This is a genomic window from Microbacterium aureliae (assembly GCF_054780155.1).
In genome coordinates this window covers 1-15,787 of sequence record NZ_BAAGWW010000003.1, presented here as the reverse complement: position 1 = coordinate 15,787, position 15,787 = coordinate 1, and the positions used below count along the sequence as shown (strand labels likewise).

Genomic DNA, 15,787 nt, shown 5'->3' with positions numbered 1-15,787 from the left:
CGGCCGCGATGGCACAACAGCTCCCGTACAAGCCGAAGCCGGGGGAGATCCCCACGAACCCGGGCGTGTACCGGTTCCGCGACGCCGACGGGCGCGTCCTCTATGTCGGCAAGGCCAAGAACCTGCGCGCGCGGCTGTCGAACTACTTCGCGCCGCTGCGCACGCTGCACGAGCGCACGCGCCGCATGGTGCTCACCGCGACGTCGGTGGAGTGGACGGTCGTGGCCACCGACGTGGACTCGCTGCAGCTGGAGTACCAGTGGATCAAGGAGTTCGACCCGCCTTTCAACGTCCGCTACCGCGACGACAAGTCCTACCCCTTCATGGCCGTCACCCTCGCCGACGAGGCTCCGCGGGTGATCGTCACGCGCAACCGCCGCATCCGGGGCGCGAAATACTTCGGCCCCTACCCGAAGGTGTGGGCCGTCCACGACACGATCGACCTGATGATCAAGGTCTTCCCGATCCGTACGTGCAGCGATGCGTCGTACAAGAAGGCGATGGCCACCGGCCGGCCGTGCTTCCCCGGGCAGATCGGACGCTGCGGCGGCCCGTGCTCGATGAAGGTCACGATCGAGGAGCACCGGGCGATCGTCGACGATTTCGTGGCGTTCATGTCCGGCGGCGACCAGCGCTTCGCGCGTGAGCTGACCGCGCGCATGCGCGAGGCCTCTGCCGCGATGGACTACGAGTCCGCGGCGCTCTACCGCGACAAGCTGCAGGCGATCGAGGCGGTCCTCGGCAAGAGCGCCCTGGTGCTGTCGCCCGACACCGACGCCGACCTCTTCGGCATCGCCGAGGACGAGCTGGCCGCCGCCGTGCAGCACTTCGTCGTGCGGGGCGGACGCGTCAGGGGAGTGCGGGCGACGACGATCGAGAAGGAGCTCGACATCACCCCCGCCGAGCTGGTCGACCAGGTCCTCCAGCGCACCTACGGCGACGCCGTCGCCGCCGACATCCCCAAGCAGGTGCTCGTGCCCACCCTGCCCGACGACGTCGCGGAGCTGGAGGAGTGGCTCCGGGAGCGCCGCGGCCGCAACGTCGTCATCCAGGTCGCCCAGCGTGGGCGCAAGGCCGACCTCATGAAGACCGCGACCCTCAACGCCCAGCAGGCCCTCATGCTCCACAAGACCCGCCGCACGAGCGACTACGTCGCCCGGTCGCAGGCGCTGACCGACTTGCAAGAGGCGCTCGGCCTGGACGAGGCGCCCCTGCGCATCGAATGCTTCGACGTGTCGCACCTGGGCGGCACCAACGTGGTCGCCTCGATGGTGGTCTTCGAGGACGGCCTGCCGCGCAAGGACCAGTACCGCTCGTTCTCGGTGGCCGAGACCACGGACGACACCGACTCGCTCCACCAGGTCCTCACCCGCCGGCTGGCCTACCTCGACCGCCCCGATCCCGGCGATGAGCCGGGGGATCCGGATGCCGGGCTCGACGCGGCGCTGGACGCCGGCAGCGAGGTCGTCACCGAGCGGCGGCGACCCCGCTTCGCGTACCGGCCGCAGCTGCTCGTCGTCGACGGCGGACGCCCGCAGGTCGAGGCTGCCGCGCGCGCGCTTCGCGAGGCCGGCCATGAAGAGATCGCGCTGTGCGGGATCGCCAAGCGGCTCGAAGAGGTGTGGATGCCGGGGGAGGAGTACCCCGTGATCCTGCCTCGCACCTCTGAGGCGCTGTACCTGCTGCAGCGCCTGCGTGACGAGGCCCACCGCTTCGCGATCACGCATCAGCGCCGGCGGCGCAAGCGCGACATCCAGAGCGTGCTCGCCGAGATCCCCGGCCTCGGCGAGACCCGCATCAAGGCGCTGCTGCGGCACTTCGGGTCCGTCGCGGCGCTCAAGCGCGCCTCGGCGGAGGAGATCGAGGCGCTCCCCGGCGTCGGCCCGAAGCTCGCCGCGACGATCCACGCGCATCTCGCGAGCGGCTAGGCTGGGGCCGACGACGGGGAGGGTCATGACCGAGGAGGAGCGCCGGGAACCGGGCGAGATCCTGATCGTGACGGGGATGTCGGGTGCCGGCAGGTCGACCGCCGCGAACGCCCTCGAAGACCTCGACTGGTACGTCGTCGACAACCTGCCGCCGCAGATGCTGCGGCCTCTGCTGGATCTCACGGGTCTCGCGGCCGAGTCCCTGCCGCGCATCGCCGTCGTCGTCGACGTCCGCGGCCGCGACCTCTTCTCGGAGCTGCCGCAGACCGTCCAGGCGCTGCGCGAGCGCTCGAAACTCCGGGTGGTGTTCCTCGACGCGTCCAACGACGTCCTGGTGCGGCGGTTCGAGGCCGTCCGCCGGCCCCATCCGCTGCAGGGCGACGGCACCCTGCTGGACGGCATCGTGCGCGAGCGCGAAAGACTGCGGGTCGTCCGCGAGGACGCCGACGTCATCATCGACACGTCGCACTTCAACGTCCACCAGCTGGCCTCGCGCATCGTGGACCTGTTCGCGGACGAGGGGGACGCGCGGCACACCCTCACCGTGGTGAGCTTCGGCTTCAAGTACGGGCTTCCCCCGGACGCGGACTTGGTGGCAGACATGCGCTTCCTGCCGAACCCCTTCTGGAACGACAGCCTGCGCTCGCTCACCGGGCAGGACGACGCCGTGCGCGAGTATGTGCTGTCCCAGCCGGGCGCCGTCGAGTTCATCGACGCGTACGCCGCGGCGCTGCGCCCCGTCCTGGACGGCTACCAGCGTGAGAACAAGCGCCACTCGGTGGTCGCCGTCGGCTGCACCGGCGGCAAGCACCGCTCCGTCGTGATGGCGCGCGAGCTGGCCCGGCGGCTGAGCGCGGCCCCGGGCGTCGCCGTGCGGGTCGCCCACCGCGATCTCGGACGCGAGTGATCTGAGCGCCGGCCCGCCCGCGGGTAGGCTGGACGATCGTCCCCGATCCCACAAGGAGTCCCGTGTCGCTGACCGCCGACGTCAAAGCCGAGCTCATCGCCGTGCGCGATCCGCGTCCGACCGCCCGTGTCGCGGAGCTGACCGCCCTGCTGCGCTTCTCGGGCGGGCTGCACTCGATCGCCAACCGCGTCGCCGTGGAGGCGGAGCTCGACTCCGACGTCCTCGCCCGCCGCGTCGCGCGGGAACTCGTGGAGATCTACGGCGTGCGCCCCGAGCTGCACCATGTGCAGGGCTCCGGCGGCCGCTCGGCCGGGCACTTCGCCGTCCGCGTGATCGAGGGCGGCGAGACGCTGGCCCGCCAGACCGGTCTGCTCGACCAGCGCCGTCGCCCGGTGCGCGGCCTGCCGAACAAGCTCACCACCGGCTCCCGCGGCGACCTCGCCGCGGTGTGGCGCGGCGCATTCCTCGCCGCGGGCACCCTGAGCGAGCCCGGCCGCAGTGCCGCGCTGGAGATCACGTGCCCGTCGTCGGAGGCGGCGATGGCCCTCGTCGGCGCCGCTCACCGCGTGGGGATCGCCGCCAAGGCGCGCGAGGTCCGCGGCATCCCCCGTGTGGTCGTCCGCGAGGGCGAAGCGATCCGCGCGGCTCTCGCGGCGATGGGCGCCGAGCGCGCCGCGGCGGAATGGGACCAGATGCGCCAGCGCCGCGAGGTGCGCGCCGGGGTCAACCGCCTGGTGAACTTCGACGACGCGAACCTGCGCCGCTCCGCGCAGGCCGCCGTCGCCGCGTGCGCCCGCGTCGAGCGGGCCCTCGAGATCCTCGGCGACGAGGTGCCCGATCACCTGCGCCAGGCCGGCGACCTGCGCCTGGCGCACCGCGACGCGAGCCTGGACGAGCTGGGCCACCACGCGGACCCGCCGCTGACCAAGGACGCCGTCGCGGGACGCATCCGGCGCCTGCTGGCGATGGCGGACAAGAAGGCCGAGGCGGACGGCATCCCCGGCACCGAGTCGGCCGTCCCGGCCGGCGTCGAGGAGTAGCCGCCGCGGCATTCTTCCCCGTCGTCACGAAGGGAAGCAACCCCCGCTCGGCCGTGTTGGTCGTCAGTAGGATGACAGTCGTCCCCTCGCTGCGCCGAGGCTTCGGCGCAGCGCCGACAGGAAGAAGAGAACATGGCGAAGTACACCTTGCCCGACCTCCCCTACGACTACGCCGCGCTGGAGCCGCACATCAGCGCGAAGATCATGGAGCTCCACCACTCCAAGCACCACCAGGCGTACGTCACGGGCGCGAACACCGCCCTCGAGCAGCTCGCCGAGGCCCGCGACAGCGGCAACCTCGCGAACGTGAACAAGCTCGAGAAGGACCTGGCGTTCAACCTCGGCGGCCACGTCAACCACTCGATCTTCTGGACCAACCTGTCGCCCGAGGGCGGCGGCGAGCCCGAGGGCGAGCTGCGCGCGGCGATCGACGAGTTCTTCGGCGGCTTCGACAAGTTCCAGGCCCACTTCACCGCCGCCGCCACCGGCATCCAGGGCTCGGGCTGGGCCGTGCTGAGCTGGGACCCGATCGGGCAGCAGCTCATCATCCAGCAGCTGTTCGACCAGCAGTCCAACACCGCCCAGGGCACCATCCCGATCTTCCAGCTGGACATGTGGGAGCACGCCTTCTACCTGGACTACCTCAACGTCAAGGCCGACTACGTCAAGGCCGCGTGGAACATCGCGAACTGGTCCAACGTTGCGCAGCGTTTCACCGCCGCCCGTGAGAACGCATCTGGCCTGCTGGTACTGTCATAACCGGCGCGGCGTCCCGGCGGGTACGCCCGCCGGGACGCCGTCGTCCATCGTCTGAATCGCACCAAACCGCGCACTCGCGCACGACACACTCAGGAGAAATTCCGTGGCTGTCAAGATCGGCATCAACGGCTTCGGCCGAATCGGACGCAACTACCTTCGCGCGGCTCTCGCGCAGGGCGCGGACCTCGACATCGTGGCGGTGAACGACCTCACCGACAACAAGACCCTCGCCCACCTGCTGAAGTACGACTCGATCCTCGGTCGCCTGGACGCCGAGGTCACCTACAGCGAGGACTCGATCACCGTCGGCGGCAAGACCATCAAGGTCTTCGAGGAGCGCGACCCCGCCAACCTCCCCTGGGGCGAGCTCGGCGTCGACATCGTCATCGAGTCCACCGGCCGCTTCACCAAGGCCGAGGACGCCGGCAAGCACATCACCGGCGGTGCGAAGAAGGTCCTGATCTCGGCCCCCGCCAGCGGTGAGGACGGCACGTTCGTCATCGGCGCCAACGAGGACACCTACGACCCCGAGAACCACCACATCATCTCGAACGCGTCGTGCACCACGAACTGCCTGGCGCCGCTGGCCAAGGTCCTCAACGACGAGTTCGGCGTCGTGAAGGGTCTCATGACCACGATCCACGCCTACACCGCCGACCAGAACCTGCAGGACGGTCCGCACAGCGACCTGCGTCGCGCCCGCGCCGCCGCCCTGAACATCGTCCCCACCTCGACCGGCGCCGCCAAGGCCATCGGCCTCGTGCTCCCCGAGCTCAAGGGCAAGCTGGACGGCTTCGCGCTGCGCGTCCCGGTCCCCACCGGCTCCGCCACCGACCTGACCGTCGAGCTCGACCGCGAGGTCACCCTCGACGAGGTCAAGGCCGCGTACAAGGCCGCGGCCGAGGGTCCCCTCAAGGGCATCCTGAAGTACACCGAGGACGAGATCGTCTCGAGCGACATCGTCACCGACGACCACTCCTGCATCTTCGACGCCGGCCTGACCCGCGTCATCGGCAACCAGGTCAAGGTCGTCGGCTGGTACGACAATGAGTGGGGCTACTCCAACCGCCTCGTCGACCTGACCGAGCTCGTCGCCGGCAAGCTCTGACACCGACATGACTCTGCGCACCCTGGATTCGCTGGGTTCGCTCGCAGGCAAGCGCGTCGTCGTCCGTTGTGACCTCAACGTCCCTCTCAAGGACGGGGTCATCACGGACGACGGCCGCGTGCGTGCGTCGCTGCCCACCCTCAACGCCCTGATCAACCAGGGCGCGCGACTGGTCATCTGCTCGCACCTCGGCCGCCCGGACGGGGCGCCTGATCCGAAGTACAGCCTCGCCCCCGTGGCTCAGCGGCTGTCGGAGCTGCTGGGAAAGCCGGTCGCGTTCGCGCGTGACACGGTGGGGGAGTCGGCCCGCGAGGCGGTCGCGGCCCTCGAAGACGGGGACGTCGCCGTCATCGAGAACCTCCGGTTCAACCCGGGCGAGACATCGAAGGATGCCGGCGAGCGGGGCGCCTTCGCCGCGCAGCTCGCCGAGCTCGGCGACGCGCTGGTGTCGGACGGCTTCGGCGTCGTGCACCGCAAGCAGGCGTCGGTGTTCGACCTCGCCGAGATCCTGCCGTCCGCGGCGGGCTTCCTCATCGAAAAAGAGGTCGAGGTCCTCGACCGGCTCACCGAGAATCCCGAGCGGCCCTACACGGTCGTCCTCGGCGGGTCGAAGGTGTCGGACAAGCTCGGGGTCATCGCCCACCTGCTCCCGCGCGTGCAGAAGCTGTGCGTCGGCGGCGGCATGATGTTCACCTTCCTCGCCGCTCAGGGCCACCCGGTGGGCAAGAGCCTTCTCGAAGAGGACCAGCTGGACACCGTCCGCGGCTACATGAAGACGGCCGAAGAGAACGGCGTCGAGCTCGTGCTGCCGGTGGACGCCGTCGTGGCGGCGTCGTTCGCCGCCGACGCCGACCACGTGGTGGCCGACGCCGACAAGCTCGAGGACACCCCGTTCGGCGACTCGGGTCTCGGCCTCGACATCGGCCCCCGCACGGCGGAGCTGTTCGCGGACGCCGTCCGCAGCAGCCGCACGGTGTTCTGGAACGGCCCCATGGGCGTTTTCGAGATGCCGGCCTTCGCCGCCGGGACGAAGACCGTCGCGCAGGCGCTGACCGAGGTCGACGGCCTCGGTGTCGTCGGCGGGGGGGACTCGGCGGCCGCGGTGCGGCAGCTGGGCTTCTCGGACGACCGATTCGGCCACATCTCCACGGGCGGCGGCGCCAGCCTGGAGTTCCTCGAAGGCAAGAAGCTCCCCGGACTGGAGGTCCTCGGATGGCAATGACGCGCATCCCGCTGATCGCGGGCAACTGGAAGATGAACCTCGACCACCTGCAGGCGGTCGCGTTCGTCCAGAAGCTGCACTGGACCCTCAAGGACGCCAAGCACGAGGACGGCTCGGTAGAGGTCGCGGTCTTCCCGCCCTTCACCGACCTGCGGACCGTGCAGACGCTCCTCGATGCCGACAAGATCCCGTTCGCCCTCGGCGGGCAGGACCTGTCCACCCACGATTCGGGTGCCTACACCGGTGAGATCTCGGGCGCGTTCCTGTCCAAGCTCGACTGCCGGTACGTCATCATCGGCCACTCCGAGCGTCGCGAGTACCACTCCGAGGGCGACGACCTCGTCGCCGCGAAGGTCTCCGCCGCGCTCAAGCACGGGCTCGTGCCCGTCATCTGCGTGGGCGAGACCGCCGAGGACCTCGAGCGCTTCGGCGCGAGCGCCGTCCCGGTCGGCCAGCTCGAGAAGGCGCTGACGGACGTGCCGGCCGATGCCGACATCGTCGTGGCGTACGAGCCGGTCTGGGCGATCGGCTCCGGCCAGGCGGCCACGCCCGAGCAGGCCCAGGAGGTGTGCCAGAAGCTTCGCGAGGTCCTCGCATCGTCGCTGAGCGAGGACGCCGCCGCCCGCACCCGCATCCTCTACGGCGGATCGGTGAAGTCGGCGAACATCGCGGCCTTCATGCGCGAGCCCGACGTGGACGGCGCGCTGGTCGGCGGTGCGAGCCTCGTCGTGGACGAGTTCGCCGCGATCATCCGGTACCAGAAGCACGTCGGCGTCTGAGTCCGCGCCGAGCCGGGCGGCCGCGAGGCCGCCCGGTATACTCGAACCTTGTGCGATCCGCCGGATCGCCGCGAAAGGCTTTCACCACTGTGCAGATCCTCGAGTTCGTCCTGCAGGTGCTCCTGGGCATCACGAGCCTCCTGCTGACCCTTCTCATCCTGCTCCACAAGGGACGCGGCGGCGGCCTGTCGGACATGTTCGGCGGCGGCATGACCTCGGCCCTCGGCTCGTCCGGTCTCGCCGAGCGAAACCTCAACCGCTTCACGATCGTGCTTGCGCTGGTGTGGTTCGTCGCCATCGTCGCGCTCGGCCTGATCACGAAATTCCAGGGACTGTAATGGCAACCGGAGGCAACGCGATCCGAGGCACCCGTGTGGGCGCCGGACCGATGGGGGAGCAGGACCACGGTTTCCACGCCGACCGCATCGCGATCTCGTACTGGGATGCTCTCGGCAACGAGACGGTGCGCTACTTCGCCGCCGGGATCCCCGACGACGAAATCCCCGAGACGATCGACTCGCCCCATTCCGGGCTGCCGGCCGGCCGCGACAAAGAGAACCCGCCCGCCCTGGCCAAGACCGAGCCGTACAAGACGCACCTCGCCTACGTGAAGGAGCGCCGCTCCGAGGACGAGGCCGAGGCTCTGCTCGGCGACGCGCTCGCCCAGCTGCGCGAGCGCCGGGGACAGACCACCTCGGAGTGAGACTCCCCATAGACATGAGAAGAGTGGATGCCGACGGCATCCACTCTTCTCATGTCTGCACGCCGTCAGTACTCGCGGTCGATGAGCTCTGGTGACACCTTCGAGGCGGCGGACTCGTCGACGAAGAACACCGTCCGACGCGTGCCCTTCGCGCCCGCGGCGGGGACGCTCGCATAGCTCGCCCCGGCCAGTGCCAGGCCGAGCGCGGATGCCTTGTCCTCGCCCGAGAGCACCATCCACACGCGCCGCGAGGAGTTGATGACCGGACGCGTCATCGTCACCCGCTCCGGCGGCGGTTTGGGGGAGTTGCGCACCGGAACGACCGCGCGGTCGACGATGCGGATCTCGGGCCGGTCGGGGAACAGCGAGGCGATGTGGGCGTCGGGGCCGACGCCCAGGAAGCACACCGTGAACGTCGGCCACGCACGGTCCTCGTCGGGGAAGCGGGCGAGCTCACGTGCGTAGGCGGCGGCCGCGGCATCCAGATCCACGCCGTCGTCGCTGGCCGCGACCGGGTGGATGTTGCCGGCGGGGATGTCCAGGCGGTCCAGGAGGGCCGCACGCGCCTGGGTCTCGTTGCGCTCGGCGTCGCCGCGCGGGAGGAACCGCTCGTCGCTCCACCAGAAGTGGACCTGCGACCAGTCGATGTCGTCGATGCGGGGATCTTTCGCCGCGGCCGCCAGCACCGCCGCGCCCATGCTGCCGCCGGTGAGGGAGATGTGCGCGACGTTGCCGCGCCCGACGCGCTTGGCGACCCGGGCGAGGAACCGATCAGCGACCGAGTCGGCCAGCGCGATCGGATCCGAGACGACGACGACCCGCTTTTCCGCCCATTCCTCGACCATGTGCTAGCTCCGCGCCTCCTGGCTCGTCGGCGGGTCCAGCTTCGCCCACCCCTCTGTGATCACTCGACCATACAGGAGGTCCGGGTCGAGGCGACGGAGCTCCTCGGCGAGGCATTCCCGGAGCGAGCGACGGGGGAAGGCGAGGTCGTGACTGGGCTGACCGGGCTGCGTGAGGATCGCCACGCCGGGCGCCGGGCGCTCGAGTCGGACCTCTCCGCTGGCGCGGGTGAGGGTCACCGACTTGATGCCGTGCGGCCACTCCTCGGCAGACAGGTAGCCCCACTCGACCGGGGCATCCAGCGCCAGGCGCAGCCAGGCCGCCAGCAGCGCGGTCGACGGCGAGTCGGCGGCGCCGTGCACGGTCACGGCGGTGATGGGCTCGTAGGGCGGCTGATCGAGGATCGCCGCCAGCTGCTCGCGCCACCGGGTCAGACGCGTCCACGCCAGATCGGTGTCGCCGGGCGCGTAGCTCTCGCCGAGGGCGGCCACGAACGCCGACGGATCTGCCTTCGTGGCGGCATCCGTGATGCGTCGCTGGGCGATCTTGCCGATCGAGGTGCCGGCCGGGTCGGCGGGGGTGTCGTTGGGCCACCACACCACCACCGGCGCGTCCGGCAGCAGCAGGCCCGTGACCAGCGACTCGAGGTTCGAGTTGCCCGCCTCGCCGCGCACGTGCAGGGTGACGACCTCGCTGGCACCGGCGTCGCCGCCCACGCGGATCTGGGCGTCCAGGCAGGACTCCTCGTCGCGGCCGTTGATCATCAGCACGATGACGCGCATCGGGTGCTCGCGGGAGGCGTCGTTGGCCGCCTCGATGACCTCTTCCATCGCGCCCTGGCGGGTGATGATGATGAGGGTCAGCACGCGGCCGAGGGCGACGGCGCCGCCCTCTTCGCGGACGTTGACCAGCGCGCGGGAGATCTTGCTGACGGTGGTGTCGGGCAGGTCGACGATCACGGGCGTCTCCAGGTTCGGCCGTCACGGGCGAGCATCTGCTGCGCGGACGGGGGACCCCATGATCCGGGGTCGTACTGTTCGAGGGGGCCGCCCTGGGCGGCCCAGAACTGCTCGATGGGGTCGAGGATCTTCCACGAGAGCTCGACTTCTTCGTGGCGGGGGAACAGCGGCGGGTCGCCGAGGAGGACGTCGAGGATCAGCCGCTCGTAGGCTTCGGGGCTGGCCTCGGTGAAGGCATGGCCGTAGCCGAAGTCCATGGTCACATCGCGCACCTGCGCGCCGGCGCCGGGCACCTTCGAGCCGAAGCGGATCGTGACGCCCTCGTCGGGCTGGACACGGATGACGAGGGCGTTCTGCCCCTGGCCGAGCGTCTGGCTGCGCGAGAACAGCATCTCGGGCGCCGACTTGAACACCACGGCGATCTCGGTGACGCGCCGCCCGAGCCGCTTGCCGGTGCGCAGGTAGAAGGGGACCCCCGCCCAGCGGCGGGTGTTCACCTCGAGGGTGATCGCGGCGTAGGTCTCGGTGGTCGACTCCGGGTTCATGCCGTCCTCTTCGAGGAAGCCCAGCACCTTCTCGCCGCCCTGCCAGCCGCCGGCGTACTGCCCGCGCGCCGTGGAGCGGGCGAGGTCCTCGGGCAGCGTGACCGCCGCCAGCACCTTCTCCTTCTCGGCGCGGAGGTCCTTCGCGTCGAAGCTGATGGGCTCCTCCATGGCGGTGAGCGCCATCAGCTGCAGCAGGTGGTTCTGGATGACGTCCCGCGCCGCGCCGATGCCGTCGTAGTAGCCCGCGCGGCCGCCGACGCCGATGTCCTCGGCCATCGTGATCTGCACGTGGTCGACGTAGTTGCGGTTCCAGATCGGCTCGTACAGCTCATTGGCGAAGCGCAGCGCCAGGATGTTCTGCACCGTCTCCTTGCCGAGGTAGTGATCGATGCGGAAGATCGAGTCGGTCGGGAAGGCCGACCGCAAGGCGTCGTTGAGGTCGCGCGCCGAGGCGAGGTCGTGACCGAAGGGCTTCTCGATCACGACGCGTCGCCACCGCTCGGGACGGTCGGCGGTGTCGTCGACGAGCCCGGACGCCTTGAGCTGCTCGGCGACGACGGGGAAGTCCCGCGGCGGGATCGACAGGTAGAAGGCGTGGTTGCCCATCGTGCCGCGTTCGGCGTCGAGGGTCTCGACGGTGTCGCGCAGCCGCGCGAACGCGGCCGGGTCCGAGAACTCGCCCGGGACGAAGCGGATGCCCTCGAGCAGCTGCTGCCAGGTCTCGTCGCGGAACTCGGTGCGCGCATACTGGCGCACGGCGTCGTGGACGACCTGGGCGAAGTCCTGGTCCTCCCAGTCGCGCCGGGCGAAGCCGACCAGCGCGAAGCCGGGGGGCAGCAGCCCGCGGTTGGCGAGGTCGTACACGGCGGGCATCAGCTTCTTGCGGGACAGGTCGCCGGTCACGCCGAAGATCACGAGTGCGCTGGGGCCGGCGATCCGGTTGAGACGGCGGTCCTCGGGCACGCGGAGCGGGTTGCGTCCGCGCGCGATCTCGACGGGCGGCCGCTCGCCGGCGCGCGTCGAGACAGGGGTCTGGTCGGTCATGGGGGAGAAAGCTCCTACTGGGCGGCTTCGAAGAGCGAGAGCACTTCGATCGGGGGGTCGGTGAGCGTCAGCGTCACGACGGGTCGGCCGAGTGCGGCGAGCACTGCGGCGTCTCCGGCGGCCTGCGCTCCGATCAGCTGGCCGAAGGTGAACGGCCTGCCGGGGATCTCGAGGTCCACGTCGGTGGCTTCCAGGATCTGCAGGAACACCCCCTGCGCGGGACCGCCCTTGTGATACTGGCCGGTGGAGTGCAGGAAGCGCGGACCCCAGCCGAACGTGGCCGGCCGGCCGGAATCCGCTGCCACCATCTCGCGCAGGCCCTGCAGCTGAGGAAGGGTGAGCCGGTCCACGTACGCCTGCACGGCGACGTAGCCGTCGGCGTCCAGCCGGGACCAGAGCGCGTCGAGGACGCCGGCGATCGTGCCGGATGCTGCGAGAGCAGGGTCGGAGACGCGCACCTCGACGCCGTCCTCGACGAATGCCGGTGCAGGGGGAGCGGGCGGGGTGTCCAGCAGGCCGCGGGCGGCGGACTTGGCCGATTCGACGTCCGGCTGGTCGAACGGGTTGATCCCGAGCAGACGACCGGCGATGGCGGTGGCGAACTCCCACACGACGAACTGCGCGCCGAGCGATCCGCTGACGAGGATCTCGCCGCGGTGGTGCTCGAAGAGGTGGAACTGGGCGGCGTCGTCGACGAGCCGCAGCAGCTGCAGGTCGTCCGGACGGCTCTCGACCTCGGGGGACACCGGGAGCAGCACGACGGGCAGGATGCCGGTGCCGTTCTTGCCGGTGGACTCGGCGACGAGCTGCTCGATCCAGTCGGGGAGCCCGACGACGTGCGTGCCGTCGGTGATGAGACCGAGCTTGTCGCGTCGGGGCGAACCGCCGGCGATGGCCGCGGCGAGCACGAGTGCGGGATTGTCGGGGCTGTCGATCGCGACTTCCAGCAGGCTCGCCTCGGCCTCGTCGAGCAGCTCGCCGATATCCGCACCGGCGAGCCCCGCAGGGACCAGGCCGAACGCGGTGAGCGCGGAGTAGCGGCCGCCGACGGTGGGATCGGCCGTGAAGACCCGGTATCCGTCCGCCGTTGCGGCCTCGTGGAGCGGGGATCCCGGATCGGTGACGACGACGATCCGCTCGCGCGGGTCGATGCCGAGGTCGCGGAACGCCGCCTCGAACGCCCGCTTTGCCGAGTCCGTCTCGAGCGTCGAGCCGGACTTCGACGACACCACGAGGACGGTGCGCTCGAGGCCGCCGGCCTCGGGATCGCCGTCGATGGCGGCCAGCACCTGACCGGGTGCCGTCGAGTCGAGGATGGTCAGCGGCAGGCCGGCCGTCTGCGCGATCACCTCGGGTGCGAGCGAGGATCCGCCCATGCCGGCCAGGACGATGCGCGTCAGTCCGCGCCCGACGAGGTCCGCGCGCAGGGCGCGGATCTCGTCCACGAGGGGCCGGGAGACGCTGACGGCCTGGACCCAGCCGAGGCGTCGCGACGCTTCGTCCTCTGCCTCGGGTCCCCACAGCCCGGCGTCGCCGGCGGTGAGGCCCGAGGCCACGAGGTCGGCGACGAGCCCGGGGAGGGTCTCGTCGACGACCGTCTTGACGTGGCCGGTCAGGTGGATCGCGAAGCTCATCGAGCGGCGCCCTCCAGCGCGGCCTTCACGGTCGCCTGCAGGTCGTGCCACGAGTCGATGAACTTCGCCACGCCCTCGTCCTCGAGCACCTGCGTCACGTCGGCGAAGTCCACGCCGGCGGCTGCGAGGTCAGCGAAGACTTTGTGCGCGGCCTCGTACGTGCCCGTGATGGCGTCACCGGCGATCTCGCCGTGGTCGAAGGTCGCCTCGAGGGTCTTCTCGGGCATGGTGTTGACGGTGCCCGGTGCGACGAGCTCGGTGACGTAGAGCGTGTCGGGCAGCGCCGGGTCCTTCACGCCGGTCGACGCCCACAGCGGACGCTGCACGTTGGCGCCGGCGTCCGTGAGGGCCTTCGCGCGGGGAGTCCCGAAGCGCTCCTCGAACAGCTCGTAGGCCAGGCGGGCGTTGGCGACACCAGCCAGCGACTTCAGTGCGAGCGCCTCGTCCGTGCCGACGGCCGTGAGGCGCTTGTCGACCTCGGTGTCCACCCGCGAGACGAAGAACGACGCCACCGAATGGATCGTCGAGATGTCGTGGCCGTTCGCCTGGGCCTGCTCGATGCCGGCGAGGTACGCGTCGATGACCTCGCCGTATCGCTCGAGGCTGAAGATCAGCGTGACGTTGACCGAGATGCCCTCGGCCAGCACGGCGGTGATGGCCGGCAGCCCGGCCTTGGTCGCGGGGATCTTGATCAGCACGTTCGGCCGGTCGACCTTCGCCCACAGCTGCTTGGCCGAGGCGATGGTGGCGTCGGTGTCGTGAGCGAGGTCGGGCGAGACCTCGATCGAGACGCGCCCGTCGAGACCGCCCGTCGCGTCGAACACGGGCCGGAAGATGTCGGCGGCGTCGCGGACGTCGTCGGTCGTCGCGGCGAAGATGGCATCGTCCACGCCCGCGCCGGCGGACGCGAGCTCCGCGATCTGGCCCTGGTACGAGGCCGCACCGCTGCCGATCGCGCTCTGGAAGATCGTCGGGTTCGTCGTCACGCCGCTCACATTCCGGCTGCGGATCAGCTCGGCGAGGTTCCCCGAGGTGATGCGGTCCCGCGAGAGGTCGTCCAGCCAGATGCTGACGCCGTGGGCGGCGAGCGTTTCGGTGGGGGTGCTCATGCGTTCTCCTTGGTGCTGTTGGCGGCGGCGACGGTGTCGCGGGCGGCGGTGACGACGGCGTCGGTGGTGATGTCGAATTCGGTGAAGAGGGTCTTGTAGTCGGCGGATGCGCCGAAGTGGTCGATCGCGACCGAGCGTCCGGCGTCTCCCACGATGCCCGCCCACGTCAGGGCGGAGCCGGCTTCGACGGACACGCGCGCCTTCACGTGCGGGGGGAGGACGTGGTCGCGGTAGGTCTGGTCCTGCTCGGCGAACCATTCCAGCGACGGCGCGGACACGACGCGGGCGTTGATCCCTTCGGCGTGGAGGACCTCGCGGGCCTCGACGGCGAGCTGGACCTCGCTGCCGGTGGCGATGAGGATCACGTCGGGGGTGCCGCCGGGTGCTTCGGCGAGGACGTACGCGCCCTTGGCGACGCCGTCGGTGGACGCGAAGGTGTCGCCGGTGGCGTCGCCGTCGCCGCGGGGGAACACGGGGATGTTCTGGCGGGTGAGGGCGATGCCGACGGGCCCGCCGGTGGGGCGGCGGAGGATCTCGAGCCATGCGGCGGCGGTCTCGTTGGCGTCGGCGGGGCGCACCATGGTGAAGTTCGGGATCGCGCGGAGCGTGGCGAGCTGTTCGATGGGCTGGTGGGTGGGGCCGTCCTCGCCGAGCGCGACGCTGTCGTGGGTCCACACGAAGATCGAGGGGATGTCCATCAGCGCGGCCAGCCGCACGGCGGGGCGCATGTAGTCGCTGAAGATCAGGAACGTGCCCGCGAACGGGCGGGTGGGGCCGTGGAGGGTGATCCCGTTGATGATCGCGCCCATCGCGTGCTCGCGGATCCCGAAGTGCAGCACCCGCCCGTACGGGTCGCCGGACCATTCGTGGGTGGACCAGTCGGCGGGGATGAACGATTTGGCGTCCTTGATGGTGGTCAGGTTCGACTCGGCGAGGTCCGCCGACCCGCCCCACATCTCCGGCAGCACCCCGGCGAGGGCGTTGATGACCACCCCGGACGCCGCCCGCGTGGACACGTCCTTCCCGGCCTCGAAGGAGGGCAGCGCGTCCGCGACGTCGTCGGGCAGGGTGCCGGCCTGCAGCCGGTCCAGCAGCGCCTTGCGGTCCGGGTTCGCCGCCGCCCACGCATCGAACGAGGACTGCCACACCGCCCGGGTTTCGGCGGCACGTTCGGCGAGGGTGCGGGTGTGGGCGATGACGTCATCGG

Annotated in this window: 15 protein-coding genes; 9 read left to right on the top strand and 6 right to left on the bottom strand. The window is 70.5% G+C overall.

All coding sequences use genetic code 11. From position 1 onward, the window contains the following. Window positions 1–8 precede the first annotated feature (8 nt). The 9 genes from uvrC (at window position 9) to ACYVF4_RS12255 (ending at window position 8,446) form a co-directional block, all read left to right on the top strand. A complete protein-coding gene (uvrC, locus tag ACYVF4_RS12295; protein WP_460723188.1) occupies window positions 9–1,928 on the top strand; it encodes an excinuclease ABC subunit UvrC in 1,920 nt (639 codons plus the stop codon). Between the two features lie 25 nt (window positions 1,929–1,953). Continuing rightward, window positions 1,954–2,835, top strand: a complete 882-nt coding sequence (rapZ, locus tag ACYVF4_RS12290; protein ID WP_460723186.1) for an RNase adapter RapZ — start codon at window positions 1,954–1,956, stop codon at window positions 2,833–2,835. Between the two features lie 62 nt (window positions 2,836–2,897). Beyond that, a complete protein-coding gene (whiA, locus tag ACYVF4_RS12285) occupies window positions 2,898–3,875 on the top strand; it encodes a DNA-binding protein WhiA (RefSeq protein WP_460723184.1) in 978 nt (325 codons plus the stop codon). Between the two features lie 132 nt (window positions 3,876–4,007). Then, complete coding sequence (locus ACYVF4_RS12280; RefSeq protein WP_460723182.1) at window positions 4,008–4,634, top strand: superoxide dismutase; 627 nt, start codon at window positions 4,008–4,010, stop codon at window positions 4,632–4,634. Between the two features lie 103 nt (window positions 4,635–4,737). Then, window positions 4,738–5,742 (top strand): type I glyceraldehyde-3-phosphate dehydrogenase, encoded by a 1,005-nt coding sequence (gap, locus tag ACYVF4_RS12275; protein WP_460723180.1) that lies wholly within the window; start codon window positions 4,738–4,740, stop codon window positions 5,740–5,742. A gap of 7 nt (window positions 5,743–5,749) precedes the next feature. Beyond that, complete coding sequence (locus ACYVF4_RS12270; protein WP_460723178.1) at window positions 5,750–6,964, top strand: phosphoglycerate kinase; 1,215 nt, start codon at window positions 5,750–5,752, stop codon at window positions 6,962–6,964. Continuing rightward, window positions 6,961–7,743, top strand: a complete 783-nt coding sequence (tpiA, locus tag ACYVF4_RS12265) for a triose-phosphate isomerase (RefSeq protein WP_460723176.1) — start codon at window positions 6,961–6,963, stop codon at window positions 7,741–7,743. The genes ACYVF4_RS12270 and tpiA overlap by 4 nt, the downstream gene beginning before the upstream one ends. Before the next feature lie 89 nt (window positions 7,744–7,832). Continuing rightward, entirely contained in the window at window positions 7,833–8,081 is a 249-nt protein-coding gene (gene secG / locus ACYVF4_RS12260) for a preprotein translocase subunit SecG (RefSeq protein WP_460723174.1), read from the top strand. After that, window positions 8,081–8,446 (top strand): RNA polymerase-binding protein RbpA, encoded by a 366-nt coding sequence (locus ACYVF4_RS12255; RefSeq protein WP_460723172.1) that lies wholly within the window; start codon window positions 8,081–8,083, stop codon window positions 8,444–8,446. The genes secG and ACYVF4_RS12255 overlap by 1 nt, the downstream gene beginning before the upstream one ends. A 65-nt stretch (window positions 8,447–8,511) precedes the next feature. Here ACYVF4_RS12255 and pgl read toward each other — a convergent pair whose 3' ends face one another. The 6 genes from pgl to ACYVF4_RS12225 all read right to left on the bottom strand — a co-directional run. Next, window positions 8,512–9,291: a 6-phosphogluconolactonase gene (gene pgl / locus ACYVF4_RS12250; RefSeq protein WP_460723170.1), complete on the bottom strand. Its 780-nt coding sequence runs from the start codon at window positions 9,289–9,291 to the stop codon at window positions 8,512–8,514. 3 nt (window positions 9,292–9,294) lie between these two features. Continuing rightward, complete coding sequence (locus tag ACYVF4_RS12245; RefSeq protein WP_460723168.1) at window positions 9,295–10,248, bottom strand: glucose-6-phosphate dehydrogenase assembly protein OpcA; 954 nt, start codon at window positions 10,246–10,248, stop codon at window positions 9,295–9,297. Further along, on the bottom strand, window positions 10,245–11,837 hold the full coding sequence (gene zwf, locus ACYVF4_RS12240; protein WP_460723166.1) for a glucose-6-phosphate dehydrogenase: 1,593 nt from the start codon (window positions 11,835–11,837) through the stop codon (window positions 10,245–10,247). Before zwf ends, ACYVF4_RS12245 begins: the two co-directional genes overlap by 4 nt. Window positions 11,838–11,851: 14 nt before the next feature. Next, window positions 11,852–13,471, bottom strand: a complete 1,620-nt coding sequence (locus ACYVF4_RS12235; protein WP_460723164.1) for a glucose-6-phosphate isomerase — start codon at window positions 13,469–13,471, stop codon at window positions 11,852–11,854. Next, window positions 13,468–14,580, bottom strand: coding sequence for a transaldolase (gene tal, locus ACYVF4_RS12230; RefSeq protein ID WP_460723162.1), 1,113 nt, complete (start codon window positions 14,578–14,580; stop codon window positions 13,468–13,470). Before tal ends, ACYVF4_RS12235 begins: the two co-directional genes overlap by 4 nt. Next, window positions 14,577–15,787 (bottom strand): transketolase-like TK C-terminal-containing protein (locus tag ACYVF4_RS12225; protein ID WP_460723160.1); only part of this gene is annotated, 1,211 nt, incomplete at its 5' end. The genes tal and ACYVF4_RS12225, both read right to left, overlap by 4 nt.